We start from the raw sequence: 21,342 nt of genomic DNA on the forward strand, positions 1-21,342 counted from the left end.
AATGTCGGTACTTCTGGCCGCAAGCCGGCTGATCGATTCGATCAGTCAGTTCATGGGCAAACTTTCCGAATATATGGTGCTGTTCTGCTGTCTCATCAGCGCCGGTAACGCCATCGTCCGTTATGCCTTCAACTACAGTTCGAACGGCTGGTTGGAGATCCAGTGGTATCTCTTCGCCTTCGTCGTCATGCTCGGCGCCTCGCATGCGCTGCGCAACAATGAGCATGTCCGCGTCGATCTGATCTATGGTTCGGTTTCCGACAGGGCGAAGATCTGGATCGACGTCGTCGGCCTCATTCTCTTCCTGATCCCCGTCTGCGTCTTCCTCACCTGGGTCTGCTGGCCCTTCTTCGCACTGTCCTACCGGCAAGGGGAAATATCGGGCAATGCCGGCGGGCTGATCCGCTGGCCCGTCAAACTGATCCTGGTCGCCGGCTTCGCGCTGCTCTCCCTTCAGGGTCTCTCGGAACTGGTCAAGCGGATCGCAGCCCTCACCGGCCACATCAGCATCGACACGAAATACGAAAAGCCGCTGCAGTAAGGCGGGCTGGGAGACACGGATTTGTTTGATTTCGGCTTCATCCCGCCGGCCATGTTCGTGGGCATGGTCATCTTCATGCTCTACGGATTTCCGGTCGCCTTTTCGCTTGCCGCCGTCGGCCTGTTCTTCGGCATTATCGGCATCGTCACCGGCCATTTCGGCGCGGTCTGGTTACAAGCGCTGCCGCCGCGCTTCTTCGGCATCCTTTCCAACGACCTCCTGCTCGCCATCCCCTTCTTCACCTTCATGGGCGCGGTGCTGGAGCGCTGCGGGCTGGCCGAGGATCTGCTCGAAGGCACCGGCAAGCTCTTCGGCGGCATACCCGGGGGCCTCGCCTATGCCGTGATCCTCGTCGGCGCCGTGCTCGGCGCGATCACCGGCACGGTGGCCGCCTCGGTGATCACCATGGGGGTGATTTCGCTGCCGATCATGCTGCGCTACGGCTACAACCCGCGCCTTGCCACCGGCGTCATCGCCGCCTCGGGCACGATCACCCAGGTGATCCCGCCCTCGCTCGTGCTCGTCGTCCTCGCCGATCAACTCGGCAGGTCGGTCGGTGACATGTATCTGGGCGCGATCGGCCCCTCGATCCTGCAGGTGACGATCTTCGTGCTCTTCATCCTGGTGATGTCGATTATCCGGCCGAAATCGATGCCGCCGCTGCCGAAAGAGGTGCGCGGCGATTTCAACTGGGCTCTGCTCGTGAAGGTGCTGATGGGCATGGTCCCCTCCATCGTGCTGATCTTCCTCGTGCTCGGCACGATCTTCATGGGCCTTGCAACGCCGACGGAAGCAGGCGCGCTCGGCGTCGTCGGCGCCATTGTGCTTGCCGCCATGAATCGCCGCCTCACCTGGCCGCTGATCCGCGAAGCCATGTCATCGACCACGCACATCACATCCATGGTGGTGATGATCCTGATCGGCTCCACCTGTTTCAGCTTGGTCTTCCAGGGCATGGACGGCTCGCGCTGGATCGAGCACATGCTGTCGGGCATTCCCGGCGGGCCGGTCGGTTTCCTGATCTTCGTCAACATCTTCATCTTCGTGCTCGCCTTCTTCCTCGATTTCTTCGAGATCGCCTTCATCGTCATTCCGATGCTCGCACCCGTCGCCTCCAGTCTCGGCATCGACCTGATCTGGTTCGGCGTCTTGATCTGCGTCAACATGCAAACGAGTTTCATGCATCCGCCCTTCGGCTTCGCGCTTTTCTACCTGCGCTCGATCGCCAGCCGCGACGTCAAGACCTCGGATATCTACATGGGCGCTCTTCCCTGGGTCGGCATGCAGCTGATCCTGGTAGCGATCGTGATCTTTTGGCCGCAATCGGTCACCTATTGGCTGGACCGCGGCCCGAAGGTCGACCCGAACTCGATCAAGATCGAAGTCCCGGGCTTCGGCGGCCAGCTCGGCCTGCCGCCGCTGGGCGGCGGCAATGGCTCGCCGCAGATCCCAGGCCTGACCCTGCCGCCGCTGAACGGCCTGCCGGGAGCACCGCCGCCACCGGCCAAATAGACTAGTCCAGCAATAACAAAACCCCGGATGGAGATCCGGGGTTTTGCGCTCGTCTGAAGCGTCGACGGCGGAGAGCTTAAAGCTTTCCGGCCCGCTGCTGAATCATCATGAACGTATCGAAGGTGTATTCCGACAGCTGCATCCAGAGATAGGCGTCCCGCTTGAAGGCGGTCTGGTCGTCGTAAATCTTCTTGAAATACTGGTTCGTGCCCGAGATTTCGCTGTAGATGCCCGTGGCTGCCTGGAAGCAGGCTTCCATGATCTCCTGGCTGAACGGGCGCAGCGTCGCGCCCTCCGCGACGAGCTGCTTCAGCGCGGTTGGGTTCTTCGTGTCGTACTTCGCCAGCATGTTGGTGTTGGCAAAGGCGCAGGCGTCGGTCAGCGCCGCCTGATAATGCTTGGGCAAGCTGCTCCACTTTTCGAGATTGAAAAATCCATGCACGGTCGGGCCACCTTCCCACCAGCCCGGATAATAGTAATACTTCGCCACCTTGTGGAAGCCGAGCTTCAGGTCGTCATAGGGGCCGACGAATTCCGCCGCATCGATCGTACCTTTTTCCAGCGCCGGGTAGATATCGCCGCCGGCGATCTGCTGCGGGATGACGCCGACCTTCTCCATGACGCGGCCGGCAAGGCCGGCAATGCGCATCTTGACGCCCTTGAGGTCATCGAGCGTATTGATTTCCTTGCGGAACCAGCCCCCCATCTGCGCACCGGTATTGCCGGCCGGCAGCGCATACATGCCCTGCGTGGCATAAAACTCGTTCATCAGCTTGTTGCCGTTGCCTTCATAGTACCAGGCATTGGTCAGGCGGCTGTTCAATCCGAACGGGATGGCCGTTCCGATGGCGTAGGTCGGGTCCTTGCCGACGAAATAATAGGAGGTGGTGTGGGCTGCCTCGACCGTACCGGCGGCAACCGCATCGACAGCCTGCAGGCCGGGCACGATTTCACCGGCCGCAAAGGGCTGGATCGTGAAATTGCCGTCCGTCGCGGCGGCAACATGCTTGGCGATATCCTCGGCTCCGCCATAGATCGTATCCAAGCTCTTCGGAAACGACGACGTCATGCGCCACGCGATCTTCGGATTCTCCTGCGCGATCGCAGGCGCTGCCAATGCCGTTGCGGCAACCGCACCGGCGCCGGCGGTTCCCGCCTTCTTGAAAAACGAACGACGATCCATCAAAAACCTCCCGTATAGATGGTACTGCGCGGGCGATCTTCACCCCTACCCGCAGCAAGGGCAAACCTAAGCATGGCGGGGGCCGCGATTCAAGCTTTAGTCTATTAGCCTTTGGCATCAAGACGGCAATAAGGCAGCCCGCACGTATCCATCAGAATCAGCGGCTTAGCGGTACAAGGCGCCGCTTCCGCCGAAATTTGGCCACCCGATGCAGCCAAGCGTTGACTTGACGGCCGTTTTGGCGGCAGAAACGGCAAGCATAAGATTTCACCGGGGCTGATATGACGAAACCGATCGTTGCCATTCCTGCCGATATCCGCAGCTTCGACGGCGCGACCTGGCATGCCGTGCAGCATCAATATCTGCGTGCCGCATTGAATGCCGCCGGCGTCATGGCCTTCATGATCCCGGCCTTCGAGGAAGGCTACGATACCGATGCGATCCTCGACCGCGTCGACGGTCTGCTGGTGTCCGGCTCGGCCAGCAATGTTCATCCCTCGCTCTACGGTGCCGAGGTGAATGACAAGCACGGCCCGTTCGACCCCGCCCGCGACGCCACCAGCCTGCCGCTCATCCGCCGCGCCATCGACCGCGCCGTCCCGCTGCTTGCCATCTGCCGCGGCATCCAGGAACTAAACGTCGCCCTTGGCGGCTCGCTGGCAAGCGAGATCCAGGAACAACCCGGCATCTCGGACCACCGCCGGCCGGAAGGCGTTGACCGGGACGGCATGTACGCCATTCGCCAGACCGTCCACGTCAAGGAAGGCTCCTGCATCGCAGGCATTCTCGGTCCGGGCGAGATCCGCGTGAATTCCCTGCATCGCCAGGCAATCGCCAGAACCGCCCCACGCCTGCAGGTGGAAGCGATCGCCGAAGACGGCACGGTGGAGGCCGTTTCCGTCATCGACGCCAAGGCCTTTGCCGTCGGCGTGCAATGGCATCCGGAATATTGGGCTGAAACCGACAAGTCTTCGAACCAGCTGTTCGCCGCTTTCGGCGACGCCGTCCGCAGCTATGCCGCCGCCAAGCTGCCGATGATCCCCGCGCAGGCGATCGCCTGACGGCGCGGCGCCCGCGAAGCGCTAGTCTGTTACTCGGCAAGCATCGTCCGCGGAGCCAGCCTAAGTCTTTCGCGGCGTCTCCGGCACCGGCGTCAGCGCCGCACCCTTCTCGAACCAGGCAATGAGATTGTCGGCGACGAGATCGGCCATCGCATTGCGTGTAGGCACGGACGCGGAGGCGACATGCGGCAGCAGCACGGCATTGGTCGGTTCCAGCAGGTCGGCCGGCACGGTCGGCTCTTCATAGAAGACGTCGAGACCGGCAGCACCGAGCGCGCCGGAAGCAAGCGCCACACTCAGCGCCTCCTCGTCCACCGTCCAGCCGCGGCCGACATTGACGAGAATGCCGTCAGGGCCGAGTGCTGCCAGAATATCGGCATCGATCGTCTTGTGCGTCTGCGGCGTCTTCGGAACGATGGCAATCAGCGTATCCACCGCTTCCGCCAACCCCTTCAGCGTCGGGTGATAATCATAGGATACATCGGCATGGCGCGAACGTGTGTGATAACTGATCTTCACCTTGAACGGCTCCAGCCGCTTGGCAATTTCGAGGCCGATACGGCCAAGGCCGTAAAGCCCGACATGCCGGCCCTTGAGCGAGAAGCGTGACAGCGGATAGGCCGTGCCCGGCTTCCAGTTGCCCGCGCGCAGCCAGGCTTCGGCCCGCGGCAATTCGCGGACCGTGTTCAGCAGCAAGCCGATCGCCGTATCGGCGACCTCGTCGTTCAGCACATCAGGCGTATTGGTGACGACAATGCCTTTTTCTGCGGCATGTTTCACATCGACGCCGTCATAACCGACACCGAAATTGGCGATCACTTCGGCATGCGGCAGCTGGTCCATCCAGGCGCCCGGGAAGGAACCGGACACGGCGACGCCGCGGATGCGGCCGGCAATCTCGCCGTCAAGCGCAAGCGCCTCCTCGCGCGGGACGGCGATAATCTCAAAACGATCCTTCAACCTTTCGAGAACACGGTCGTGTATCTTCCCAGGAACGAGAATGGCGATGCGGGACATGGCTTTTCCTCTTTGATGGTGGTCTTGGTTCAGGCGCGCGGCCGATGGGGACTGGTGGACTGGCGAATGCGCATTTCCGGCTTGATCAGATGCATACCGTCAGGCTCATGGCTGCCGGCAAGGCGATCGAGCAGCGCCCGGGCGGCCAGGCGCCCGACCTCGGCCTGACCGTTCCAGACGGTCGTTAGCGCAGGCGTAGCGATCGAGGCCTCCTCGAGATCGTCGTAGCCGGTGACGGAGATATCGCGTCCCGGCACCAGGCCGGCGCGCGCAATGCCGTTCATCAGGCCGATCGCCACGAGATCGTTCCAGCAGACGGCTGCCGTCGGCTTCTGCGGCAGCGAAAGGAAATGCACTGCAGCTTCGAAACCGCCCTGTTTCGAGCGCGGACCGGGGATGCGCAGGTTCGGATCGACCTCGATGCCGGCCTTGCGCAGCGAATTGACATAGCCCTGGTAGCGATCGCGGCCGGTGGATGTCTGGTCGGTGCCGCCGATCATGGCGATCGAGCGATGACCGAGGCCGATCAGGTGGTTGGTGGCAAGCGAGATACCGTAGCTGTCGTCGCCGCGATAGGTCGGCAGATCCTGCCCTTCCATCGAGCGCGCGACCAGGATCGCCGGCATGCCGTTGTCTTCCGCCAGTTGCACGTCCTCCGGCGGTGTACCGATCGCCGGCGACATGATGACGCCGTCGCCGCCGAGCTGCAGCAACGTCTCGATGAAGGTGCGCTGCTTTTCGACATTGTCGTAATGGTTGGAAAGGATGAAAGTGTGGCGGCTACGATCGAGCTCGCTTTCGATCGCCTTCAGGATCTCCCCGTAGAAGGGGTTCATGATGTCGTGCACGACGACGCCGATGATGCCGGAGCGCGAGGTCCGAAGGCTGGCGGCACGGCGATTGTAGATATAGCCGAGCGCGCGCGCCTGTTCCTTGATCTTCTCCCGGGTATTGCCGGCAACGAGCGGACTGTCGCGTAAGGCAAGCGATACGGTCGCCGTTGAAATGCCGAGCGTTTCGGCGATTGTCGAAAGCTTGATCTTCTGGACCACGTGTCCTCCTCCAGGCAGCACGTACGCAGCAAGACCCCGCCAGCAAACCGGCGCGGCCCTTAAAATGTTTAATTAAAAGATTTAATCGGTGGAAGCAATTCGTCTTTCAGGGAAATTTCAGTCTTCGTCCGGTTCTTCGATATGAATGGCTTCGGCCTGCAGATTGGCATCGATCGCCTTCAGCAAGCGGACGAGATTGCGAATTTCCTTCTCGGAGAACTCCTGCGTCGCCAGCCTGTCGCAGGCCGAGGCCGCCATCTCGATCCCCTGCACGCTGCCGCGGCCGAGTTCGGTGAGATAGACCTTGGTGAGCCGCGCATCTTCCGCATCGGGCTTGCGCTCGAGAAAGCCCTGCGCCTCCATGCGGCCGATCGTACGCGTCATCGTCGGCGCCTTGACGCCGAGCTTCTGGGCAAGGCCGCCGGCCGTCATGCCGTCGCTCTCGGCAAGCGAGAGAATGACGCCGTCCTGGCCGGCATAGAGGCCGCTTTCAAGCAGGTTGCGCGAAAGCACCGTCCGCATGGAACGCGCCGCCTGGGTCAGAGCCGGGGAGAGATCGACGAGCGTATACTCGGTCTGGTCCTTCTTCTTGGACTTGTTCTTTTTGCCATCCTTGTGCTTCTTTCCCATAGCCATCCCTTTGATCTTTAAGCCCCGACGCCGCTGCGATATGACATTGCTCAGGATCTCGTCATAAACAAGAGGCAACGACCGGATGATGACGCCTTCGCCGCGCTTCGAGGACAGCAACCCGGCCTTTGCACCTGACGGGCGCCATCTGATCGCCGTGTTGCCGCTCGGCGCCCATGAACAGCACGGCCCTCACCTGCCCTTCGAAACCGACACCCTGATTGCCGAAGGCATCGTCGGGAGATTGGAGATAGCCCTGTCCGCCGGCCTGCCGGTCACCTTCCTGCCCGCCGAATCTGTCGGCTATTCCATAGAGCATATGGATATTGAAGGAACGAAGACGCTTGCCTTCGACGACGCGGTAAACCGCTGGCTCGGCATCGCCGAGGGGCTGGCAAAGCGGGGCATCCGCAAATTCGTGATGCTAAACGCCCATGGCGGCAATTCGCCCGTTATATCAATCGTCGCGACCGAGGCGCGGGTCCGCTTTGCCATGCTGGCAGTGGCGACGAGCTGGACCCGTTTCGGCGTGCCGGATGGGGTGGTCACGCCGGAGGAAAAGGCGATCGGCATCCATGGCGGCGATGTCGAGACCTCGGTGATGCTGGCGCTTCATCCCGACAAGGTTGATATGGCGAAGGCGGCGGACTTTTCCTCGCGACAGACGGAATTCGCCCAACGCTTCAAACATCTGCGCGCCTACGGGCCGCACGCCTTCGGATGGAAGATGTCGGATCTCAACAGGCAAGGCGTGGCGGGCAACGCCGCAGCTGCGACGGCAGAGAAAGGCGAGGCGCTGATTGCCCATGCGGTAAAAGGACTGGTGGAATTGCTGAGCGATGTCGATGCTTTTGACATCAGGCAGTTGCGGTAAATACCGATCGTCTGCACCGGCCAGATGATGTGATCTTATAACATTATAAAATCCTTTGAACTGCCGTGCCCATGCCATTATATGAGACCAACCGTTCAAGCAGCCGATCCCAAGCCGTTCGGCCGCACGCCTAATCCTAGAGGTTCTCATGACCGACGCGATCTCCACCCAGAAGCCCATTCCCGTTACCGTGCTCACCGGTTATCTCGGCGCCGGCAAGACGACGTTGCTCAACCGCATTCTCTCCGAAAATCACGGCAAGAAATATGCGGTCATCGTCAATGAATTCGGCGAAATCGGCATCGACAACGACCTGATCGTCGAGTCGGACGAAGAAATCTACGAGATGAACAACGGCTGCGTCTGCTGCACGGTGCGCGGCGACCTGATCCGCGTCGTCGAAGGCCTGATGCGCCGCCCCGGCCGCTTCGACGGCATCATCGTCGAAACGACCGGCCTTGCCGATCCGGTGCCGGTCGCCCAGACGTTCTTCATGGATGACGATGTGCGCGCCAAAACCGAGCTCGACGCCGTCGTCGCCCTCGTCGATGCCAAGCACCTGCCGCTGCGCCTGAAGGACAGCCGCGAGGCCGAAGACCAGATCGCCTTCGCCGACGTCGTCATCATCAACAAGAGCGACCTGGTGACCCCGGAAGAACTTGATGTGATCGAGGATATCGTCCGCGCCATCAACCCGGCTGCCCGCGTCTACAAGACCAGCCGCTCCGGCGTCGACCTCGCCCGCGTGCTCGATCAGGGCGCCTTCAACCTGGAGCGCGCGCTCGAAAACGATCCGCATTTCCTGGAGCACGGCCATGACGACCATGTCTGCGGCCCCGATTGCGATCACGACCACCACCATCATGACCATGATCATCACGGTCATCAGCATGATGAGCACGGTCACGACCATCACCACAATCATCATCATGGCGCGATGTCGGCGATCCACGATGTGACGGTGCAGTCGGTGTCGCTGCGCGGGGGCGAGATGAACCCGGAGCGCTTCTTCCCCTGGATCCAGAAGATCACCCAGACGCAGGGGCCGAATATTCTGCGTCTCAAGGGCATCATCGCCTTCAAGGACGATCCCGAGCGTTACGTCGTTCAGGGTGTGCACATGATCATCGAGGGCGACCATCAGCGGCCGTGGAAGGAAGGTGAAAAGCACGAGAGCCGTCTCGTCTTCATCGGCCGCGAACTCGACCGCGAGAAGCTCGAAACCTCCTTCAAGGCCTGCGAGGCAGCCGCCTGATGCCGACAGTTGCACCGCTTGATCTCGACGGCCACGTTCTGGCCGTCGAATTTTTAGGTGATGTTCCCTTCTTCGCAAGCGCAAACGGCACATTCCACCGGCTGGACGGCGGCGACAGGGTTTCCGAAGCCCACCAAGGCATGCTCACCGCGATCCGCGATCCCTACAGCGAGAGCCTGATTTCGGGCGGCGAGGACGGCAAGGTGCTGCGCATTGCCGCCGACGGCAGCGTCAGCGAGATCGCGACCGCGCCGCGCAAGTGGATTTCGCAGGTGGCAGCCGGCCCGCAGGGCGCCGTTGCCTATTCCTACGGCAAGAGTTCGCTGGTGTGCCTTGCCGACGGCACGACCAAGGAATTCCCCGAAGAGCGCACGGTCGAAGGCCTTGCCTTTGCACCGAAGGGCCTGCGCATCGCGGCCGCGCGTTACAACGGTGTGTCGCTGCACTGGATCGGCATGAATGCCAAGCCTATCGATCTGGAATGGAAGGGTGCGCATACCGGCGTCACCTTCTCGCCTGATGGTAATTTCCTCGTCACCTCGATGCAGGAAAACGCATTGCACGGCTGGAAGCTCGACATCAAGCCCGGCACCGAAGCCCGCCACATGCGCATGACCGGCTACCCCTCCAAGGTGAAATCACTCTCCTGGTCGGTCAAGGGCAAGTGGCTCGCGTCTTCAGGCGCGCCCGCGGCAATCGTCTGGCCCTTCCAGGGCAAGGACGGACCGATGGGCAAGGCGCCGCTGGAGCTCGGCACGCGCGCCAATATCATGGCGACCGCGGTGAAGTTCCATCCGCTCGAGGATATCCTCGCCATCGGCTTCATCGACGGCATGATCCTGGCCGTGCGCATCGCCGACAGCAAGGAAGCGCTGCTGCGCCGCCCCGGCAAGGGCGCGATCACGGCGATGAGCTGGAGCAAAAACGGCAAGCTGCTCGCCTTCGGCTCCGAGGCCGGCGATTGCGGCGTCATCGACATTTCGGCTTGAGGCCCGTTGCCGGCAATGGACGACGCCCTGATGAAACCCGAAATCATGGCGCTCACCGCCGATCACATGCAAGCCGCGGCCGGAATCAGGCGCGTCGCCCTGTGGCAACGGCTGCCCTGGCTGCCTGATCTGCATACGCCTGAGCAAGAGGAGCAGTACTGGCGCATGCATCTGCTGCCGGATTGCTCCATCCTCGGCGCCGCCATGGGCAACCAGCTCGTCGGTGTCATCGCCTATGGCGACAACTGGATCGAGCAGCTTTACGTTCTCCCCGGTTTCCAGGGCATGGGCATCGGCTCTTCACTCCTCGGCTGCGCCAAGGAGGAGATGAACGAGATCAGGCTCTGGACGTTTAGGCGTAATGCAGGCGCTCGCAGCTTCTACGAACGGCACGGTTTTACCGCCGAGAAGGAGACCGATGGCGCCGACAACGAAGAGCGGGAGCCTGATGTGCTCTATCATTGGCGCCGGCTTCCGGAGCGGACACTTCGCCTGCAGCCATCCGGTGGCTAGAATATACTATCGGACCCAAGGCCGTAGGATATCGGGGCTTGCCAAATGCCGTGCCCGGGCGAAACATAAACCACGAGCAGGAAGCGCTTTGCGCTGCCGTGGCTGACAGAGGAAACGGAAATGTCGAAATCGACCCGCCTCGGTTTGGCCGAGCAACAGCCGCAGCCTTTGGCCGACGCGTCCGTCTGGACCGTGATCCGCGCCGAGGCGGCTGAGTTCGCCGCGCGCGAGCCGATATTGAGGCAGCTGCTTGCCGCTCAGGTAACGGACACTGCCAACAACGATGAGATCATCGCCCGCGTGCTGGCCGCGCGGCTCTCCGTAGCGCAGGTGGAAACGGGTGATCTGTTCGATCTCATCCTGTCCACACTTGATGACGATATCATGCGCAAGGTCGAGGCCGATCTCATCGCCGTGCGCGAGCGCGATCCGGCCTGCACGACATTTCTGCACGCACTTCTCAATCTGAAGGGCTTTCATGCGCTTGAGACGCATCGCATCGCCCATGCGCTCTGGATCGCCGGCCGTCCGGAGATCGCCAGTTGGCTCGCCAATCTCGTTTCGCTGGTCTTCGGCCCGGATATCCATCCGGCGGCACGGATCGGCGCATCCATCATGCTCGACCACGGTTCGGGCATCGTCATCGGCGAAACGGCTGTCATCGAGGATGAAGTGTCTATCCTGCAGAACGTCACGCTCGGCGGCACCGGCAAGGAGACCGGCGACCGCCACCCGAAGATCCGCCACGGCGTGATGATCGGCGCGGGCGCCAAGATCCTCGGCAATATCGAAATCGGCGCCTTCAGCAAGATCGCCGCCGGCAGCGTGGTGCTCAAATCGGTCCCCACGCATTGCACGGTTGCCGGCGTGCCGGCAACGGTCGTGCGCATCCACCGCGCCGACGAAATTCCGGCCGAGACGATGGACCAGAATATCTAGAGCAATTCCAGCAAAAGTGCACAGCGGCTCTGCGCCCGGAATTGCGCAAAGGCAAAAAGATAGAGGCGTTTCGAGCCCCGTTCCTACGCAGCCTGCTGATTTTCCCCGAAGGCTTCCACCCGGTTGCGGCCCTCGCGCTTCGAACGATAAAGCGCCTCATCGGCCTTCTGCATCAACCGTTCAAAATCTCCGCCGCTTTCCGCGCGCGCGGTAACGCCGATGCTCAGCGTTGGAAAGACGGCCAGATCCGGCCGCTGCATGACGGCGCCGGCGAAGGCGAGACGGATGCCCTCGGCAATCGCCATCGCTTCCTTCAGGGAAACGTTTTTCAGCACCGCCAGGAATTCATCTCCACCTTGACGGGCGAGCAGGTCGTCGGAGCGCATGATGCCTCTCGCAACGCCGGCGAAAAGCCGCAGAATGTCGTCACCTGCGGCATGGCCATGCCTGTCGTTCAATTGCTTGAAGTGATCGATATCGATGATCAGCAGCGATACCGGCTGGGAGCCAAGGGCGGGCAGATGCTGGGCAAGGCCGCCGCGATTAAGCGCGCCGGTCAGCGGATCGTGGTGAGCGAGTTCGGTCAGCTGATTTCGGCTGCGCTCGGCGGCCATCAGCACCATCGCCATGCTGCGCAGCATGATGAACGCGACCGCCGATACCGCCATCCAACTGTGAATTGCACTGCCGCCGAAAGGATCCGGCCCACCGATCTCACCGGCCGCCGCGAGAATGCTGCGAACCGCAAAGATCGCGGCAGTGCAGGCGTAGAGGCCGACAAGCAAGGCTGCGGAATAAAGCCTCTCGCACCGGACAATGCTGATCGCCTCCCTTGCAACGGCAAGATCGCAGAGGCAGCAGATGACGGAGACGTAGAGGAGCCTCGCCGAGACTGCCGATGGATCGCTGACGATGAGAACGACAGGAACGCTGACGAGCAAGGTGGCAAGCCAGAAAGTGCGCTGGTCGAGCGCTCGTCCCGAAAACACGCGCACGGCAAAGAACATCAGCATATAGCCGGCGATGGTGACGATATTGCCGCCGTCGATCGAGACGGAGGTGGGAACGAGATTGCGCAACGCGACGAGGAAAGACCCGACGCCGACAAGAAGGTTGCTCAAGCCCCACCAGAGCGGCCACCTCTCGAAGCGGCCGGTCGCATAGGCTGCAAGCTGGAGAATGCCCAGCACGAAACAGCTCACGGCAACAATGAAATAGATCGTCCTGAGATCCAGCAGCATGGCGCTTTCCCGAAATTCTCGCGGAACTTACAGGAAGCGTTTTGCGGTTTGATTGGAGCCTTCGCTAAGAATTTAACGATCGTGGGTTTTTCCCTGCTGCATAATTCAAAATCCTACAGCAGCCTTGGCGCGTCTGAAAGACGCGCGGCGCTGTCGTCAAGCGGCCCGCACCGAGCCGATGATGTCCGCCAACAGGCCGTGCAGCAAGTCCCTGTAGCCGTTTCGGGCAGACGGACCGCTCTCTTCCGAGGTCATAACGACAGTGAGATCCAGCGACGGCACGATGTAGAGCATCTGCCCGCCGTAACCCCAGGCGAAATGCACTTGCTCGCCGCCGATCTGCCGCGTGAACCAGCCATAGCCATATTCATCGCCGGAGAAGCGCGAGTTGGTGCGCTGCTGCCACGACTGGGCGATCCAGTCGGCAGGGACGATCTGGCGGCCGTCGGCGATCTTGCCGCCGTTGCGGTAGAGTTCGCCGAAGGCAAGCAGGGACCGCGCGCTCATCGCCATCTGATTGCCGCCGAGATAGATGCCCTGCGGATCGCGCTCCCATGCACCGATGCGGAAACCTTCGACAGGACCCAGCCATTCGCGCGCCAACACCAGCGTCGGCCGCCGGCCGACCTTGGTGAGAATGGCCGACAGCAAATGCGTGGATGCGGTGGAATAGAGCATCTCGCCACCGGGCTGATCGACGAAAGGCTGCGACAGCGCAAAGCGCACCCAGTTGCGCGAGGAGACCCAGCGGCCGTAGTTCGCCCCCGACATGCGATCGAGCCCAGCCTGCATGGAGAGAAGATTGCCGATGGTGATGTCGTTGATGCGCGGGTCTGGTGCTGCCGGAAGATCGGCCTTCAGGATCGGCGCGATCTTCTGGTCCGGCCCCGTCAGCAGGCCTTTGTCGATGGCGATACCGACCAGCGCTGAGATGATCGACTTCGAAGCGGATTTGATATTGGTCGACTCCGAGGGCAAATGACCATGGAACCCACGTTCGCTGAGCACGCGTCCGTCGCGCGCGACAATCACCGTCTTGAGAGGCCTCATCGCGGGGTCGCTCGCCACGCGATCGAGACGCGGGCCAAGCCCGCCGACGCCGGAAGCCGTGCTCTGAGCAGTCGCCGGTCCCGTTGCGGCAAGCGGCAGGCAGAAGAAAAGCAGAAGGGAAAGAAGGCGGATCATGCGACGCAAGATAGGATATCGCCGCGATATGTTCGCGTGCCGGCGACCCATTTCACGCGATTGTGTTTCCGTGTGTCGGGGAGCTAACGACCGCGCCGCTTCACCCGCCAGAAAGACAATCCGCGCCGCAACCACACCAGGCCCGCCTGCCTGCGTGGTCAAACGGCGCGGATATTACCAGCCGGGGGGAAAATTCCCAACTTGGCCGGCCGGTCGGCGCAGCCTTACGGCTCCGCGCGTCGTTTGAGGCCGACCCGGCCCAATCCCGTTCTAGGCTGCGCGGCGAACCGACGCGCTGGCCAGCATGCGTCCCGAGGGAACGATCATGCCGGCCGCGCCGTCAAGCCAGCCTTCCGTGAGCTCGAGCGCCAGAAAGCGCGAGCGTTCGAACGGACCCGGCATGACAAGATGGCGAGCCTTTTCGGCAAAGAAGCCGAAGCGCTCGTAATAGCCAGCATCGCCGACGAGCAGGACGGCACCGTGCCCGCGCTTCTTCGCTTCGAGAATCGCCGCGCGCATTAGCGCCGAGCCGATGCCCTTGCCGCCCTGATGGGGCGCAACGGCGAGCGGCCCGAGCAGCAGCGCATTGATCGGCGTGCCTTCGTCATTGACGCCGGCCTCGATGTTCCAGAGCCGCACCGAGCCGATGACATGGCCGTCGCGATCACGCGCGACGAGCGCAAGGCCCTCGGCCGGGACGCGGTTGCGGCGAATCTTCTCCGACGACTTCTTGCGGCGATCCGGACCCATGACGCGGTCGAGCAGGTTTTCACGCGCAACGACATCCGAGGGATTTTCGGCGTCGATGGCGAAAGGGGTGGGCGCAAAGAATGCGCGGACAGAATCAAGAACAGCGGCCATCTTGGCCTCCCGTACCCAATACCGTTATCAGCGGCGATGAAGGAAAATTGTGAAGTTGCCGCCCCGGCTGGTTACGGGGCCGGCGGAAACGACCTTAGATGACGTAGGCCTTCAACGGGTCGAAACCGTTGAAAGCGACCGCCGAATAGGTCGTCGTATAGGCGCCGGTGCCTTCGATCAGGACCTCGTCGCCGATCGAAAGGGAGATCGGCAACGGATAGAGGTTCTTCTCGTAGAGCACGTCGGCCGAATCGCAGGTCGGACCGGCAATGACACAGGGCTCCATCTCGTCGCCGTCGTGTTCCGTGCGGATCGGATAGCGGATGGCTTCGTCCATCGTCTCGGCGAGACCGCCGAACTTGCCGATGTCGAGGAAGACCCAGCGGGCATCGTCATTGTCCGACTTCTTCGAAATCAGAACGACTTCCGCCTTGATGACACCGGCATTGCCGACCATGCCGCGGCCCGGCTCGATGATCGTCTGCGGGATCTGGTTGCCGAAATGCGTGCGTAGCGCCTGGTAGATCGACTTGCCGTAAGCTTCTGCGGACGGAACGTCACGCAGGTACTTGGTCGGGAAGCCGCCGCCCATGTTGACCATCTGCAGGTGGATGCCCTGCTTGGCAAGCGATACGAAGACGCGCTTGGCATCGGCGAGGGCCGAATCCCAGGCATCGACCTTGGTCATCTGCGAACCGACATGGAAAGAGACGCCATAGGACTGCAGGCCAAGCTGATGGGCGTAGACGAGAACGTCGACAGCCATCTGCGGAACGCAGCCGAACTTGCGCGACAGCGGCCATTCGGCGCCTTCGCCATCCGTGAGCACGCGGCAGAAGACACGGGCGCCGGGAGCGGCGCGCGAGATCTTCTCGACTTCCTCGTGGCTGTCGACGGCAAAGAGGCTGACGCCGAGCGCATGCGCACGGGCAACGTCACGTTCCTTCTTGATCGTGTTGCCATAGGAGATGCGGGCGGCGGTCGCACCGGCTTCGAGCGCCATTTCGATTTCGGCAACGGATGCACAATCGAAATTGGAGCCGAGGCCTGCAAGCAGCTTCAGCACTTCGGGAGCCGGGTTGGCCTTGACGGCGTAATAGATGGCGCTGTCCGGCATGGCGTGACGGAAGGCGTGGAAATTGTCGCGAACGACGTCGAGGTCAACCACGAGGCAGGGACCATCGGGACGTCGGGTTGCGAGAAAGTCGCGGATGCGCTGGGTGGTCATATCGATTCCCTCTTCCAATTCCAGAGCTCCGGCATGAACCGGAGGACAAAGGGCATACGATAGCTCGCATTGGAACCAGCCGGTGGAGACCCCGGAACCATAGCAAGCGCTCGATGCGCAGATAGTGAACCAACGCCGCGATGCGGTGTAAGTTCGGCTTTGTCTGCCATGGATTGGAGGGAGAATCCCAACCGCACTTCCGGCAATGATGGTGTGCCTCTTCAGTAACCCCCGCTGATGGAAAGCAGGGAGAGAACAAAAAGGCCCGCACCGTCGTTGCTTCAGGCGTCCTCGCATTTTCCGGTTGGCCGGAATAGCGACTGGAGGGGTTAATTCCAGGTACCTTACCGATTTCCTCACCAATTCGAGGGTTCGGCGGACACCCATGGGCACGTGCGACTTTGGGCTGAGTGGGAAATAAGAATATTCGCCTTCATAATCAAGCGATTTTTTGATCTCGGTCCAAAAAAATTATTGAACAAGTCAAGCCAATTTGTTCAACATTCCGAAACAACCCGAGGGGTGCCATGGATACCTTGACCCGCATACGCGCTTTCATCGATGTCGTCGAGGCCGAAGGCTTCTCCGCCGCGGCACGGCGCACCGGTCGCTCCAAGGCGCTGCTCTCCAAATATGTGCGCGAATTGGAAGACGAGCTCGGCGCCCTGCTGCTCAACCGCACCACCCGGCAGTTCTCGATGACCGAGGCCGGCCATACCTATTACCGCACCGCCTCCGATATCTTGAAGGAGATCGACAACCTCGCCGATCTCGTGCGTGAGAACAATGCGCAGCTCAAGGGACGGCTGCGCATCTCGGTGCCGCGCACCTTCGTCGATGCCGATGTCGGCCAGTCGCTGATCGATTTCGCCAAGGAGAATCCGGACCTTTCGCTGGAGATCGCCGCCGACGACCGGTTCGTCGATCTGATCGAGGAAGGCTTCGACGTGGCGATCCGCATCACCAAGCTCGAGGATTCCGGCATGATCGCCCGCAAGATCTCGGATTTCCGCATCCATATCTGCGCCACCCCCGATTTTCTCGAGCGTCATCCCGATCTCGATCATCCGACGGCCCTTTCCAGCGTCCCCTTCATCGTCGATACCAATGCCCGCACCCAGGCGAGCATCCGCTTCCACAATCCTGACAACACCTCGTTCGCAGTTGCCGTTTCCGGACCGATAGAGGTGAACAGCCCGCATGCGACATTACGCGCAGCACTGGCCGGCATCGGCGTAGCCTTCATCCCGGATTTCATCGCCCGCAAGCCAATCGAGAGCGGCGAACTGGTAACGTTGTTCAACGATTACATCCCCACCGACCGCGGCATCTATGCCGTTTACCCGCACCGGCGCTACCTGCCGGCCAAGGTGAGGATTTTCGTCGATTACCTGCACAACTGGTTCAAGAAGCACCCATGATGCGACACCAGGTTCCATGTTGATCCACATGGCTGAGACGATCGGACGGCGACGATCGGGGATCCGCTATGAAGCCCGTCCCAATTCCGTCCCAATTTCTGGCAAGAAGTCAGGGTCACCGAACAGAGCAGCGGAATAGATGAAACATTCGACGATACTGATGGCGGCGCTTCTTTCGCTGGCGCCGGCCGCCGCCTTTGCCCATCCGCACATCTTCGTGGAAGCGCGCCTCGAGGTCGTGGCCGGCAAGGACGGCAGTGTCGAGGAGCTGCGCAATGTCTGGCGCTTCGACGAGGTCTTCTCCTCCTCCGTCGTCATGGATTTCGACAAGAACACCGACCTGAAGCTGGAGCCGAACGAGCTCGCTGAGGTCGGAAAGACTGTGAAGCAGTCGCTTGCCGACTACGATTACTACATGAACCTGACAATCAACGGGAAGAACATCACCGTCCAGAAGCCCGACATCATCCATGTCGACTACAAGGACGGTCAGTTGCTGATGTTCTTTGCGGTGAAGCCGGTGGAGAAGATGCCGCTCAAGGGCAGGCTCAGCTTCGGCGTCTATGACCCGACGCTCTACACATCGATCGACTTTCCCACCGACGGTGAGCTGGCGATCGTCGGAGACGGCTTCAAAGCCTGCAAACAACAGGTGGTGCGGCCCGATGCCGACCAGGTGATATCGGAAAACAAACAGTCGCTGACGGACGCTTTCTTCAACGATCCAACCGGCACCAACATGTCCAAACTCTTCGCCACCCGGCTGGAGGTCACATGCTGACGAAACGCCTGTCCCTCATCCTTCCCGCTGCAATCCTTGCGCTGGTAACGGCTGCAGGCCTCGCCCATGCGCAGTCGCCGCTCGGCATCGGCACGGCAGAGCCGAGCTTCCAGCCGACCGGCGGGCCGTTCGCACCGCTTTTGCTCTATGTGAACTATGAACAGCAGGCCTTCTATCGGGCGCTGACCGGCGCCTTGAAGGCGATGCGCCAAGACCCGTGGCAGCTGGCATCGCTGATCGGCCTCTCCTTCGCCTACGGCGTCTTCCATGCCGCCGGCCCGGGCCACGGCAAGGCGGTCATCTCCTCCTATATGATTGCCAACGAGATCGAGCTGAAGCGCGGCGTGATGATTTCCTTCATTTCGGCCTTCATCCAGGGCGTGGTGGCGGTAGCGCTGGTCGGCGGCGCCTGGCTGGTGCTGCGCGGCACCGGCATCACGCTGACGATGGCGACCCACGCAATGGAGATCGCAAGCTTCGTCATGGTCATCCTGTTCGGCGGCTGGCTGCTGTTTCGAAAACTGCGCTCGATGGCGGGCAATATGCCGCGCCGCCGGCTGATGGCGACGCCGGCAGGCCCGGTCAGCATGATGCTCGACTGGAAGGACAATGCCGCCGAACGCCAGGCCTACGCCTTCAGCGGCAAAGCGCAGGCGGTCGAAGCCGGTCACACCTTCGTTCCTGGCATGGTCTGCGAGACCTGCGGCAATGCCCATGTGCCCGATCCGGCCCTGCTCGGCGGCGACAGGTTCAGCGTCCGCGAGGCCTGGTCGGCGATCGTTGCCGTCGGCTTGCGCCCCTGCTCCGGCGCCCTGCTGGTCATGACCTTCTCGCTCTTGAACGGCCTCTATCTCGGCGGCGCGCTTTCGGTCGCCGCCATGTCGCTCGGCACGGCGATCACCGTTTCCCTGCTTGCCACACTTGCCGTCACTGCCAAGAGTGCGGCCGTCCGCCTCTCCGGACGCGGCTCGACCGCCTCGATCTGCGTCGGCAATGCCATCGAAATTCTCGGCGCCGTGCTCGTCATGCTGATGGGCGCCCTGCTGCTCGGAGCCTCGCTGCAGGGATAAATTACTTTCCCCGGCCGCGCTGGTAACGCGCCCGCAGCCAGAAGACTGCGAAAAACGCCATGATCAGGCAGACGCCGACGACGATCGCCAGCGTCGGCGAGAAATTGCCGATCCACAGCACGATGGTCGGCAGGAAATAGATGACGAGAGCAGCGCTAAGCAGGATGACGGCGGCGGCGGTCGCCTGCGAGCGGCTTTCCGGGCTCATACGAGCCTTTCCTTTTCGAGATCGGCGCGGATATCCTGCAGGCAGCGGATCTGGTTGCCCTCGGCGTCGAAATTCCCGGGCGAAAGCCAGGCTTCGAAGGCATCGTTGATCACCGGCCATTCGGCATCGATCATTGAGAACCACGCGGTGTCGCGGTTGCGATGCTTGGAGATCATATGCTGGCGGAAGACCCCTTCGAAGCTGAAGCCGTAACGCGCGGCCGTCGTCTTGCTCGCCTCGTTCTTATTGTCGCATTTCCATTCGTAGCGGCGGTAGCCGAGGTCCTCGAAGACGTGCTTGGCCATCAGGTAATGCGCTTCGGTCGAAAGCGGCGACCGCTTCATCTCGGCCCCGTGCGCCACTCCGCCGATCTCGACGACGCCGTTTGCCGGGTCGGCGCGCATATAGTTCGCCATGCCGACAATCTTGCCGGTGGCGTTGTCGCGGAAGATATGGGTGAGCCAGCCGGACTTGGTATTGACGGTTTCCAGCCAGTTGGCGAAATCGTCGATATCGGAGAAATCGTCCTGGGCGAAATAGAGAAGCAGCGGGTTGATGCCCATGCCGCCGAGCCCGTCCCACAGCGCCTCGAGATGTTCCGCGCGCCGATAGGGCTCGACAGTGACGAAACGGCCCTTCAGCGTCACCGGCTTCGGCGCCGGGCAGCCCTTGAAATTTGCAAGATCGCGCATGTTCACTCCCCTTTTCGGAAGAGTGGATAGGCCAGCCACCCGACAAAGGCAACCGACCTAAAGCGCGTCGCGCTTTAGGTCCTTATTTCCAACGCATGTCGTTGTCGCAAAAGCGCTGCACACTTTTGCGCGACATGCTTTAGCTGTCACTGTGACAAGGTCACCTTGGCGGAGGATACCGTCGCCTCGATATGGTCGACCAGCTGGTCGGCGAGACCGAGGCGACCTGCGAGCAGGTCGAGATAACCGCGCTCGGCGCGTGAATCCGGCTCGATGGTGAGCCGCGAGGCGGTGTAGAGCTCGACGCGCTGTTCTTCCGTCACCGCGGCGGCCACGAGCGCATCGATATCCGTCGGCGAGGCGAGTTCATGCTCGATGAAGGCCGCAGCCTCGCCGCTAACATCGGCGGCCTTGACCCTCTCCATGATGAGGGCGCGTTCCGCATCGTCGATATGGCCGTCGGCCTTGGCGGCGGCAATCATCGCGCGGATCAGCACCAGGGCGAATTCATTGCTGCCGGCAGGCGACGTCGGCCCGAAACCGGATTCGGCAGGCGGCGGCAGAAGCACCGGATTATTGGCGGACGGTGCATCGGAAGGGGCAGCGGGGGCCTGTCCGGCCTGGTAATTCTTGTAGGCTTGGTAACCGAGGCCGGCAATCGCGGCAAGACCGCCGATCGCCAGTGCATTGCCGGCAATACTGCGGCCGGTCTTGGTGCCGAGCAGCGCAGCAGCAATGGCGCCGGTCTTCATCGGATTGTTCCTGGCCGTCTGAACGGCATCACCCGCCCTGTCGCGGACCGAGCCGCCGAGACCCGGAACCTGCGAACCCAAGAACTGGTCGAGAAGCTTTTTTGCGTCGAACATTCCTCGTCATCTCCCTGTTGAAGCTGGAGGGAACATAGGTTTGCGACGGGTGAAATACAAATGCGGCGTGCCGAGTTGCCACCCCCCTCTGCCCTGCCGGGCATCTCCCCCACAAGGAGGGAGATTGGCTCGGCGTGAGGGTTTCCTCAAACAATTGGCTCAAGCGGCGGATCGGGAGAAAGAGCTGGCCTCCTGCCGATCTCCCCCCTTGTGGGGGAGATGT

Annotated in this window: 22 protein-coding genes; 11 read left to right on the forward strand and 11 right to left on the reverse strand. The window is 61.7% G+C overall.

Translation table 11 applies throughout. From position 1 onward, the window contains the following. Window position 1: 1 nt before the first annotated feature. Window positions 2-541 carry a TRAP transporter small permease subunit gene (locus V8P77_RS15035; protein ID WP_335913156.1) on the forward strand — a complete coding sequence of 180 codons (540 nt, stop codon included), beginning with the start codon at window positions 2-4 and terminating at the stop codon, window positions 539-541. Window positions 542-562: 21 nt separating this feature from the next. After that, complete coding sequence (locus tag V8P77_RS15040; RefSeq protein ID WP_335913157.1) at window positions 563-2,053, forward strand: TRAP transporter large permease; 1,491 nt, start codon at window positions 563-565, stop codon at window positions 2,051-2,053. A gap of 76 nt (window positions 2,054-2,129) precedes the next feature. Here the strand turns inward: V8P77_RS15040 and V8P77_RS15045 are convergent, their stop codons facing one another. Further along, the gene (locus V8P77_RS15045; RefSeq protein WP_003552852.1) at window positions 2,130-3,236 is read right to left on the reverse strand and encodes a TRAP transporter substrate-binding protein; all 1,107 of its coding nucleotides are present in this window, start codon (window positions 3,234-3,236) and stop codon (window positions 2,130-2,132) included. 281 nt (window positions 3,237-3,517) lie between these two features. Between V8P77_RS15045 and V8P77_RS15050 the strand changes: the two genes are divergently transcribed. Beyond that, window positions 3,518-4,297, forward strand: coding sequence for a gamma-glutamyl-gamma-aminobutyrate hydrolase family protein (locus tag V8P77_RS15050; RefSeq protein ID WP_131664435.1), 780 nt, complete (start codon window positions 3,518-3,520; stop codon window positions 4,295-4,297). Between the two features lie 60 nt (window positions 4,298-4,357). Here the strand turns inward: V8P77_RS15050 and V8P77_RS15055 are convergent, their stop codons facing one another. From V8P77_RS15055 to V8P77_RS15065, 3 genes are all read right to left on the reverse strand, one after another. Then, the gene (locus V8P77_RS15055) at window positions 4,358-5,314 is read right to left on the reverse strand and encodes a 2-hydroxyacid dehydrogenase (RefSeq protein ID WP_335913158.1); all 957 of its coding nucleotides are present in this window, start codon (window positions 5,312-5,314) and stop codon (window positions 4,358-4,360) included. Window positions 5,315-5,343: 29 nt separating this feature from the next. Beyond that, a complete protein-coding gene (locus V8P77_RS15060; protein WP_003542973.1) occupies window positions 5,344-6,366 on the reverse strand; it encodes a LacI family DNA-binding transcriptional regulator in 1,023 nt (340 codons plus the stop codon). 117 nt (window positions 6,367-6,483) lie between these two features. Further along, window positions 6,484-6,996: a MarR family winged helix-turn-helix transcriptional regulator gene (locus V8P77_RS15065; protein WP_025396056.1), complete on the reverse strand. Its 513-nt coding sequence runs from the start codon at window positions 6,994-6,996 to the stop codon at window positions 6,484-6,486. A gap of 85 nt (window positions 6,997-7,081) precedes the next feature. On the opposite strand from V8P77_RS15065, the gene V8P77_RS15070 reads away from it, so the two are divergent. The 5 genes from V8P77_RS15070 (at window position 7,082) to cysE (ending at window position 11,566) form a co-directional block, all read left to right on the forward strand. Further along, window positions 7,082-7,870 carry a creatininase family protein gene (locus V8P77_RS15070; protein ID WP_335913159.1) on the forward strand — a complete coding sequence of 263 codons (789 nt, stop codon included), beginning with the start codon at window positions 7,082-7,084 and terminating at the stop codon, window positions 7,868-7,870. Between the two features lie 148 nt (window positions 7,871-8,018). Further along, window positions 8,019-9,125 carry a CobW family GTP-binding protein gene (locus V8P77_RS15075; RefSeq protein ID WP_335913160.1) on the forward strand — a complete coding sequence of 369 codons (1,107 nt, stop codon included), beginning with the start codon at window positions 8,019-8,021 and terminating at the stop codon, window positions 9,123-9,125. After that, window positions 9,125-10,114, forward strand: coding sequence for a WD40 repeat domain-containing protein (locus tag V8P77_RS15080; RefSeq protein ID WP_335913161.1), 990 nt, complete (start codon window positions 9,125-9,127; stop codon window positions 10,112-10,114). The genes V8P77_RS15075 and V8P77_RS15080 overlap by 1 nt, the downstream gene beginning before the upstream one ends. Window positions 10,115-10,129: 15 nt before the next feature. Next, window positions 10,130-10,627, forward strand: a complete 498-nt coding sequence (locus V8P77_RS15085; RefSeq protein WP_335913162.1) for a GNAT family N-acetyltransferase — start codon at window positions 10,130-10,132, stop codon at window positions 10,625-10,627. Between the two features lie 120 nt (window positions 10,628-10,747). After that, window positions 10,748-11,566, forward strand: a complete 819-nt coding sequence (gene cysE, locus V8P77_RS15090) for a serine O-acetyltransferase (protein ID WP_335913163.1) — start codon at window positions 10,748-10,750, stop codon at window positions 11,564-11,566. An 83-nt stretch (window positions 11,567-11,649) separates the two neighbouring features. Here the strand turns inward: cysE and V8P77_RS15095 are convergent, their stop codons facing one another. The 4 genes from V8P77_RS15095 to odc2 all read right to left on the reverse strand — a co-directional run bounded on the left by V8P77_RS15095 (window position 11,650) and on the right by odc2 (window position 16,081). Next, complete coding sequence (locus V8P77_RS15095) at window positions 11,650-12,807, reverse strand: GGDEF domain-containing protein (RefSeq protein WP_335913164.1); 1,158 nt, start codon at window positions 12,805-12,807, stop codon at window positions 11,650-11,652. A gap of 156 nt (window positions 12,808-12,963) precedes the next feature. After that, window positions 12,964-13,992, reverse strand: coding sequence for a serine hydrolase domain-containing protein (locus V8P77_RS15100; RefSeq protein ID WP_335913178.1), 1,029 nt, complete (start codon window positions 13,990-13,992; stop codon window positions 12,964-12,966). A 270-nt stretch (window positions 13,993-14,262) separates the two neighbouring features. Continuing rightward, entirely contained in the window at window positions 14,263-14,853 is a 591-nt protein-coding gene (locus V8P77_RS15105; protein ID WP_335913165.1) for a GNAT family N-acetyltransferase, read from the reverse strand. A gap of 94 nt (window positions 14,854-14,947) precedes the next feature. Further along, entirely contained in the window at window positions 14,948-16,081 is a 1,134-nt protein-coding gene (gene odc2 / locus V8P77_RS15110) for an ornithine/lysine decarboxylase (protein WP_003542992.1), read from the reverse strand. A 527-nt stretch (window positions 16,082-16,608) separates the two neighbouring features. Here odc2 and V8P77_RS15115 point away from each other — a divergent pair. The 3 genes from V8P77_RS15115 to V8P77_RS15125 all read left to right on the forward strand — a co-directional run bounded on the left by V8P77_RS15115 (window position 16,609) and on the right by V8P77_RS15125 (window position 19,353). Beyond that, window positions 16,609-17,502 (forward strand): LysR family transcriptional regulator, encoded by an 894-nt coding sequence (locus V8P77_RS15115; RefSeq protein ID WP_335913166.1) that lies wholly within the window; start codon window positions 16,609-16,611, stop codon window positions 17,500-17,502. 139 nt (window positions 17,503-17,641) lie between these two features. After that, window positions 17,642-18,283 (forward strand): DUF1007 family protein, encoded by a 642-nt coding sequence (locus tag V8P77_RS15120; RefSeq protein WP_335913167.1) that lies wholly within the window; start codon window positions 17,642-17,644, stop codon window positions 18,281-18,283. Further along, window positions 18,277-19,353, forward strand: coding sequence for a nickel/cobalt transporter (locus V8P77_RS15125; protein ID WP_335913168.1), 1,077 nt, complete (start codon window positions 18,277-18,279; stop codon window positions 19,351-19,353). Before V8P77_RS15120 ends, V8P77_RS15125 begins: the two co-directional genes overlap by 7 nt. A 1-nt stretch (window position 19,354) precedes the next feature. Here V8P77_RS15125 and V8P77_RS15130 read toward each other — a convergent pair whose 3' ends face one another. The 3 genes from V8P77_RS15130 to V8P77_RS15140 form a co-directional block, all read right to left on the reverse strand. Next, complete coding sequence (locus tag V8P77_RS15130) at window positions 19,355-19,561, reverse strand: hypothetical protein (RefSeq protein ID WP_027667816.1); 207 nt, start codon at window positions 19,559-19,561, stop codon at window positions 19,355-19,357. After that, on the reverse strand, window positions 19,558-20,253 hold the full coding sequence (locus V8P77_RS15135; protein WP_335913169.1) for a GNAT family N-acetyltransferase: 696 nt from the start codon (window positions 20,251-20,253) through the stop codon (window positions 19,558-19,560). Before V8P77_RS15135 ends, V8P77_RS15130 begins: the two co-directional genes overlap by 4 nt. Window positions 20,254-20,399: 146 nt before the next feature. After that, window positions 20,400-21,119: a tellurite resistance TerB family protein gene (locus V8P77_RS15140; protein ID WP_131664449.1), complete on the reverse strand. Its 720-nt coding sequence runs from the start codon at window positions 21,117-21,119 to the stop codon at window positions 20,400-20,402. Between the last annotated feature and the right edge of the window lie 223 nt (window positions 21,120-21,342).

Source organism: Rhizobium aouanii (assembly GCF_037002925.1).
Classification (GTDB): Bacteria; Pseudomonadota; Alphaproteobacteria; order Rhizobiales; family Rhizobiaceae; genus Rhizobium; species Rhizobium aouanii.

Excerpts from the sequence above, each read along its gene's own strand:
- V8P77_RS15035 (WP_335913156.1), top strand. The coding sequence starts at position 2 with ATGTCGGTACTTCTGGCCGCAAGCCGGCTGATCGATTCGATCAGTCAG.
- V8P77_RS15045 (WP_003552852.1), bottom strand. The coding sequence starts at position 3,236 with ATGGATCGTCGTTCGTTTTTCAAGAAGGCGGGAACCGCCGGCGCCGGT.
- V8P77_RS15050 (WP_131664435.1), top strand. The coding sequence starts at position 3,518 with ATGACGAAACCGATCGTTGCCATTCCTGCCGATATCCGCAGCTTCGAC.
- V8P77_RS15055 (WP_335913158.1), bottom strand. The coding sequence starts at position 5,314 with ATGTCCCGCATCGCCATTCTCGTTCCTGGGAAGATACACGACCGTGTT.
- V8P77_RS15065 (WP_025396056.1), bottom strand. The coding sequence starts at position 6,996 with ATGGGAAAGAAGCACAAGGATGGCAAAAAGAACAAGTCCAAGAAGAAG.
- V8P77_RS15070 (WP_335913159.1), top strand. The coding sequence starts at position 7,082 with ATGATGACGCCTTCGCCGCGCTTCGAGGACAGCAACCCGGCCTTTGCA.
- V8P77_RS15075 (WP_335913160.1), top strand. The coding sequence starts at position 8,019 with ATGACCGACGCGATCTCCACCCAGAAGCCCATTCCCGTTACCGTGCTC.
- V8P77_RS15080 (WP_335913161.1), top strand. The coding sequence starts at position 9,125 with ATGCCGACAGTTGCACCGCTTGATCTCGACGGCCACGTTCTGGCCGTC.
- V8P77_RS15085 (WP_335913162.1), top strand. The coding sequence starts at position 10,130 with ATGGACGACGCCCTGATGAAACCCGAAATCATGGCGCTCACCGCCGAT.
- cysE (WP_335913163.1), top strand. The coding sequence starts at position 10,748 with ATGTCGAAATCGACCCGCCTCGGTTTGGCCGAGCAACAGCCGCAGCCT.
- V8P77_RS15095 (WP_335913164.1), bottom strand. The coding sequence starts at position 12,807 with ATGCTGCTGGATCTCAGGACGATCTATTTCATTGTTGCCGTGAGCTGT.
- V8P77_RS15100 (WP_335913178.1), bottom strand. The coding sequence starts at position 13,992 with ATGATCCGCCTTCTTTCCCTTCTGCTTTTCTTCTGCCTGCCGCTTGCC.
- V8P77_RS15105 (WP_335913165.1), bottom strand. The coding sequence starts at position 14,853 with ATGGCCGCTGTTCTTGATTCTGTCCGCGCATTCTTTGCGCCCACCCCT.
- odc2 (WP_003542992.1), bottom strand. The coding sequence starts at position 16,081 with ATGACCACCCAGCGCATCCGCGACTTTCTCGCAACCCGACGTCCCGAT.
- V8P77_RS15115 (WP_335913166.1), top strand. The coding sequence starts at position 16,609 with ATGGATACCTTGACCCGCATACGCGCTTTCATCGATGTCGTCGAGGCC.
- V8P77_RS15120 (WP_335913167.1), top strand. The coding sequence starts at position 17,642 with ATGAAACATTCGACGATACTGATGGCGGCGCTTCTTTCGCTGGCGCCG.
- V8P77_RS15125 (WP_335913168.1), top strand. The coding sequence starts at position 18,277 with ATGCTGACGAAACGCCTGTCCCTCATCCTTCCCGCTGCAATCCTTGCG.
- V8P77_RS15130 (WP_027667816.1), bottom strand. The coding sequence starts at position 19,561 with ATGAGCCCGGAAAGCCGCTCGCAGGCGACCGCCGCCGCCGTCATCCTG.
- V8P77_RS15135 (WP_335913169.1), bottom strand. The coding sequence starts at position 20,253 with ATGCGCGATCTTGCAAATTTCAAGGGCTGCCCGGCGCCGAAGCCGGTG.
- V8P77_RS15140 (WP_131664449.1), bottom strand. The coding sequence starts at position 21,119 with ATGTTCGACGCAAAAAAGCTTCTCGACCAGTTCTTGGGTTCGCAGGTT.